Here is a 4,887-nt window from a genome sequence, read left to right as displayed (position 1 = left end):
TGCATCTCCGGATCGCGTTGCTGCTCTTTGTTCTTGGTCGAGCTGGGTGCCTCAATGATGGTGGCATCGACCAAGGTGCCTTGAGTCATCATGACGCCTGCTTCGGCCAGCCAGCGATTGATGGTCTTGAACAATTGGCGGGCCAGTTGATGCTGCTCCAGCAGGTGGCGGAAATTCATGATGGTGGTGCGGTCCGGCAAGGCGCTATCCAGGGATAACCGGGCAAACAGACGCATGGAGGCGATTTCGTACAGAGCATCTTCCATCGCGCCATCGCTCAGGTTGTACCAATGCTGCATGCAGTGAATGCGTAGCATGGTTTCCAGCGGATAAGGTCGCCGGCCATTACCAGCCTTGGGGTAAAACGGCTCGATGACTTCCACCATGTTTTGCCATGGCAGAATCTGCTCCATGCGGGACAAGAAAATCTCTTTTCTGGTCTGACGGCGCTTACTGCTGAATTCACTGTCGGCGAAGGTAAGTTGATGACTCATGATGAACCCTGTTCCATGGCTCCAGATGACAAACATGATCTCATATCAGGGACTTGTTCGCACCTTCCAAAGCAGATCGTTAAACTTCCCATCCATCAGCAAGTCGATATCATTATTAAGTTCTTTTCTGAGATATAAGCACTTCTGAGTACGATGGAAATAATACTGGGCTGGGGCTTCCATAAACCTTTGCCATAACCAGTTGGAGTCCTGAAGCAGAGCATAATTACGCTCATCAAAATCTTTATCAATAGCAATGATTAAGTGGCCTGATTCAATGAAAAGATCGTCTGAGTGGTCGGTAACATATTTAACGAGAAATTCTTTGGCCGCTTCAAGACCAGATACGTATAGCTGACTAAATTTATCGTAAAATTTTACGTTAGCCGGTATGTTGGCCGAAGTATCCGCATGAGCCGAGTAACCAAAATCGTTATCAGCTTTCACGTCATCCTGCCACATGGAATCATAATCTTCGTAAATTGAATAATCATCAATTACCTCACCAGACTGAATGCCGGTATCGACAGCATCCTGGTGCAGCTGAATTTCCTTTAATGCCTGACGGGTAGGTGAGGGCTGGGTCTGATCCAATGCATCGCTTGAAGTTGGTTCGTTGCTATTATACGAGTTGATGATTGAATGAAACTCAAGGGTTTCGTTCAGAGTTTTATGGTTTGGTTCTTTTATAAGTGAACTGGGTACAGAGAACTCAATCTCTGTTTGTGCCGATGCCAGGGTTTCTTTGAGGGAAAGACGGCGCTTGGGTTCATTATTCTCCGACACTGGCTTTGGTTGATTATCTTTGAGCCCTTTTGATTCCCCGCTGCCCGCCAGCTCAGTTGTTGGTGAATTAGTGTCATCCAGACAATCTTTTTGATTTTTGGTACTGGTATTTCTTTCCTTTACACGATTGTAGTCCTCATCAGAAAGCAGATTGAGCTTATGCAGCAGTTCGTGGGCGTTTTCCGGCGTAACCTGTCGGTTTCCAAAAATACTCTCCAGTGGAGATTCCTGTTCATCAGCAATGATTGTTCCGCCCTGTAAAACTGAGCGGTCGACCTCATTCGGTATTCCGGTTGACGGAACCGGCTTCTGACCAATGTAGGGTTCGCTTTCGACGAGTTTTGGCTGGTTTGGCCTCCCGGTCAGGTATTCCACCCATTTACCTTCAATACGGATGCGGCTGCTGCATGGTAGAGGGTCAACAGTATCGACAAATAGTACTTCTGGAGATATCAGAAGGATGCAGCTCAACGCAACTTTAGGGTCTTTGCTTTCTCTTGAACTTTTATCATTCAAGATATGAGGGGCAATACGCCAGTATGCAGTGTCATCGTCCTGGTGAACGTTTGGTCGACAGAGATGATAACTTAGCATCAGGTCAGCCAGACTATTCTGGGTTTGTGGAATAACAGCGCCGGAGTTCCTAACGGTCTCAATAATATCCTTGACCGCAACACCCCAGACGATGAATACGCCATAGGTAGTCACCCATACAGGGCTTCCTGGCTTGTTGGGAATCCAATCTCCTTTTTTCAATCTATGGCGCATGGCATCAACTACACGCTGAACCGCAGGTACACCTGACTGGCTTGCACGAATCGCATCACCGGCGTATTGCCGCATATCATAGTTAACGGATGCTGAGTCGGCGGCCTTAATGGTAGTGAGGATCTTGTTTTTGACGTCCTGACCACTGATTTTTTCTGCATTGAGCTGCGCACTGGCATTCAGTGCCCGGGTCAATTCATTGAAAATATCATTCCCGCCGTTAAGAAGGTAAACATGCATTTCTTTTGGCATGATCATCAACAACATATTGCTCGTGCTGGAGGTATGCTGGCGGTGACGGCCTGGTTTCCATACAAGATAGTATCTTTTTACATTGTTCTCTTTTGCCCAGACATGGATTGGTTCATGGCCTGGAGGCCAGTGAATTTTCCCGTCTTCGTTCCATACTTCAAAATCGGTAAATGGTTTCCCGAGGTCATGAAGTAGCCCACCAGCTGCGACTGCAAGTCGCCATGCTAATGCACGATTTGATTTATGTACGGGAACCGCCATTGAATCAAACTCGATGTTTTTAGAACGCCGGATACACTGGAAACACACTTCCAATGAATGACGCAACAATCCGGTTGCAGCACGGTGATGATGGTTTTCGGATGCCGGGAAGAGGTGAACAAAGTTAGCGAAATTTATCAGCATAGGAAGAATAAGCTGATTAAACTCAGAGTCCCTAATATCCAGTTCTCGTTTAATCGCCATCACAAGTGGTTTCTGGTAATGACGTAATACGTACTCACCCGGTACTTGAGCCGGGAATCCGATTTCGCTTGCCGGATAGCGCATATTATCTCGTGATGAAATGAGTTTCCCGATTTCTTCATCTACTGACATATCGATTTCGTCACCGAATAGATCAGTGGTAGCCTTTTTGTTATCAGGCAAAAAAGTATTCAGAATATTTTTAATGTGTCTCAGCATTAAAAGATTTCTCCGGTTAAGTACCTTGTAAGTTAACCGATTGAGAAAAAAATCGTGCTGGAAAATGACGACGTTTTGTCTTCATAAAACATAACGTCAAGGGTGAGAAATTAAGATAATGACGTTGCTATCCAATTGGAGACTAAGCAATGAAATTGGCGAATAAAATTGTTTTGCCCCTGCTGGTGGTTATTACCGGCGTAATCACCAGCGGTTGCAGTGGGACAGGTAAGCCACAACGTACTTACCTCGACGAAACGCGCAATCTCCCCGCCAGGGCCGAGTACCCCTACCAGTATCAGTACTCCGAATCCTGGCGTGGTACAGAACGCGGTGGCGCGGCTATACGTTACCCTGGGTATGAGCATACGCTCGTGAGTCCGTATGCCATCAATGATCCATCCGGGAAGCGATATGTGGCACATGACAATTACACCCAGGTCTTGCTCACTTCAGTGGCAAACACAAAGTATGCCAATGGGCCGCGTGGCACGTTCACACAGACCCCAGCATTTTGCGGGGAAAATACCTTTCTCCTTCCTAATAACACACAGAACGCCAGTAGGGCTGAATACCTCCGTATCAAAGATAAATACTGCTCAACACCTGGCTATCGGTTAAGTGCCCACGAATTAAATGTGCTTTCCAGTGGTGAACCGGAAGAGCTGCGGAAATATCGAATTCAGATGCAGATCGATAACCAACAACCTAAGTCCTAATCCATCAAAATGCGAGGGTACAATGGATAAGCAAAGAAATGAAAAGTGCAGTTCTGGAAATAAAACAATTTTTGCCTGGGCCGGGGGAATCGTTGTTGTAATCGGAATGGTTTGGTTGATGGTAATTAGTTTTATCTCGTACAAAACCCAGGTGATGACCAATCAACTGCTGGATAAAATTAGTACATCGCTGGCCAAGAACCCCGCAGTTCAACAGGGAGTGAACGGAAATATTCAGGACGAAGTAAAGGGTGCTCTTAAGTCTATCGCCGACCAAAAGCTCGCGGAAGAACGAAAGGCACTCTATAAAGGCTGGGACAAAGCAAATAAAAATACTGATGGCCGTTATATCTATGGCGAGCCTGGCGCTCGGTTTTCGTTGATCAACTATGAAGATCTGGAGTGTCCATTCTGCAAACGCTTCAAAGAAACGCCGAAGTATATCGTTGATACCGCGACAGCCGGGGCTGTTAACTGGGAATGGCGTCATTACCCTATGTCATTCCATGAGCCGGTCGCATCGAAGGGCGCAGCTGTTGCTGAGTGTATTGCGGAGCAGAAAGGGCCGAGTGCTTTCTGGGCCGTTACTGATTATTGGTTTAACCATACTGAAACAAACGGTAAAGGTTTTAAGGATGCGGACAGCATCCCAGCACTGTTTGAGGTAGACCAGGCGAAATTTGATACCTGTATGGGCAGTACTGAAGTGATTAAGCGCATTAAGCAGGATATGGAGGCCGGTTCAGCTGCCGGTGTTGATGGTACACCAACCACGATTGTGCGTGATAATGTCACCGGTAAAGAAGTCTCTGTTGTAGGCGCACAGCCCTTCTCAAAATTCGTTGAAGTGATCCAGTCTATGGTTGTCGATTCTCAGAGAGACACATCAGGCGAAGCCTCACCAGCTCAACAAGATAAATAGAAATAAAAAAGAGCCCTGAATTAACCAGGGCTTTTTTTGTCAGATTATCACTACTGAAACATTTCGCTCAATACGACTTCGGTATTCTTCTAATAGCTCCATTAACGAAGTATTGATGTTTACAGATTTCTTGGTTCTGGTAATAGTTACGTACAGCAGATTAAGGAAGGTGCGAACAAGTTCCTGATATGAGATCATGTTTGTCATCTGGAGCCATGGAACAGGGTTCATCATGAGTCATCAACTTACCTTCGCCGACAGT

The 4,887-nt window shown here is 46.2% G+C and carries 3 protein-coding genes and 1 pseudogene; 2 read left to right on the top strand and 2 right to left on the bottom strand.

The features are described 5' to 3' along the window. Both OGY19_RS02910 and mobH read right to left on the bottom strand, forming a co-directional pair. Positions 1 to 494 (bottom strand): annotated as a pseudogene (locus tag OGY19_RS02910) (IS5-like element IS5B family transposase); the annotation flags it as partial. Positions 495 to 539: 45 nt separating this feature from the next. Then, the gene (mobH, locus tag OGY19_RS02905; protein WP_286596223.1) at positions 540 to 2,984 is read right to left on the bottom strand and encodes a MobH family relaxase; all 2,445 of its coding nucleotides are present in this window, start codon (positions 2,982 to 2,984) and stop codon (positions 540 to 542) included. 149 nt (positions 2,985 to 3,133) lie between these two features. On the opposite strand from mobH, the gene OGY19_RS02900 reads away from it, so the two are divergent. Further along, a complete protein-coding gene (locus OGY19_RS02900) occupies positions 3,134 to 3,703 on the top strand; it encodes a hypothetical protein (RefSeq protein WP_016241589.1) in 570 nt (189 codons plus the stop codon). A 22-nt stretch (positions 3,704 to 3,725) separates the two neighbouring features. Further along, a complete protein-coding gene (locus OGY19_RS02895; RefSeq protein WP_016241590.1) occupies positions 3,726 to 4,625 on the top strand; it encodes a DsbA family protein in 900 nt (299 codons plus the stop codon). The last annotated feature ends 262 nt before the right edge of the window (positions 4,626 to 4,887 follow it).

Origin of the sequence: Citrobacter sp. Cy070, from assembly GCF_030332245.1 — a bacterium.
In the GTDB taxonomy this organism is placed as follows: Bacteria; Pseudomonadota; Gammaproteobacteria; order Enterobacterales; family Enterobacteriaceae; genus Citrobacter; species Citrobacter youngae.
The sequence above is the reverse complement of the archived record's forward strand: the minus strand, read 5'-3'. Positions and strand labels throughout refer to the sequence as shown.